Origin of the sequence: Streptomyces sp. NPDC086519 (genome assembly GCF_040686075.1) — a bacterium.
Taxonomy (GTDB): domain Bacteria; phylum Actinomycetota; class Actinomycetes; order Streptomycetales; family Streptomycetaceae; genus Streptomyces; species Streptomyces shenzhenensis.
The window spans coordinates 1-1440 of the sequence record NZ_JBFBJL010000170.1 but is presented as its reverse complement, the minus strand read 5'-3'; the positions used below and the strand labels follow the sequence as shown (position 1 = coordinate 1440).

Here is a 1440-nt window from a genome sequence, read left to right as displayed (position 1 = left end):
GCCAAGGCGGCACACGACAACTCCTCACCTCCCTCGGCACAGCATGGACCCACGGCCACACCATCAACTGGACCACCCACCTCGGCCAAAACACCCAAACACCCCCACACACCGCCTGGAACCTCCCCACCTACGCCTTCCAACACCAGCACTACTGGCTCAGAAGCGCCGCAGCCACCGACACCGTCAGTTCAGTGGCCGACCAGCTGCCGGGCATCGCGGAACCGCCGTCGGACACCGGCGTCCTCACCGCCGGCCTCGTCGGACAGTCCACACCGGAACAGGAACGCATCCTGCTGGCCACCGTCCGCCGGGAGACGGCGGCCGTCCTGGGGTTCTCCTCGCCGGACGCCATCGAACCGGACATGGTGTTCAACCAGATCGGCTTCGACTCGGCCACCGCCGTCCAACTGCGCAACCGTCTCAACGCCCTCACCGGCCGCACCCTGCCGGCCTCCCTCCTCTTCGACTACCCGACACCACAGGTCCTCGCCGCCTTTCTGCTGGAAGAGCTGGTCGACGACCTGCCGGCCCCCGCGGCCGCGGTGCCGGCGGCCGCCCCGGCGACGACGGACGAGCCGGTCGCCATCGTCGGCATGGCGTGCCGGCTGCCGGGTGGAGTGACCACGCCCGAGGAACTGTGGGACCTCGTGCTCGACGGCCGTGACGGCGTCAGTGACTTCCCGACGGACCGAGGCTGGGACCTGGACTCCCTCTTCCATCCCGACCCGGACCACACCGGCACCAGCTACGCCAAGCAAGGCGGCTTCCTGCACGACGCGGGTGAGTTCGACGCCGGGTTCTTCGGCATCTCGCCCCGCGAGGCGCTGGCCGTGGACCCGCAGCAGCGGCTCATGCTGGAGACGTCGTGGGAGGCGCTGGAACGGGCCGGTCTGGACCCCACTGCCCTGCGGGGAACGGACGTCGGTGTCTTCTCCGGCGTGACCTATCACAACTACGGGTCGGGCGTGGAACCCGTGCCCGCCGAGCTGGAGGGCATGCTCGGTCTCGGCGCCTCGGCCAGCGTGCTGTCGGGCCGGGTGTCGTATGCGCTGGGCTTCGAGGGCCCGTCGGTCGCCGTGGACACCGCCTGCTCCTCCTCTCTCGTGGCACTGCACCTGGCCGCCCAGGCCCTGCGGGCGGGAGAGTGCTCGATCGCACTGGCCGGCGGTGTCACGGTGATGCCGACGCCGGGCATCTTCATAGCCTTCTCGCGGCAACGCGGCATGTCGGTCGACGGCCGCTGCAAGTCCTTCGCGGCGTCTGCCGACGGCACGGGATGGGCCGAGGGCGTGGGCGTGCTGGCGTTGGAACGGCTCTCGGACGCCCGGCGCAACGGCCACCAGGTGTTGGCGGTGGTGCGTGGCTCGGCCGTCAACCAGGACGGTGCCTCCAACGGCCTGACGGCTCCCAACGGTCCTTCCCAACAGCGGGTGATCC

The 1440-nt window shown here is 70.3% G+C and carries 1 protein-coding gene; it reads left to right on the top strand.

Features of this window, described 5'->3' with window-relative positions; all coding sequences use genetic code 11:
• The coding region (locus AB0P24_RS47870; protein WP_365805788.1) for a beta-ketoacyl synthase N-terminal-like domain-containing protein at window positions 1-1440 on the top strand (1440 nt) is incomplete at both ends.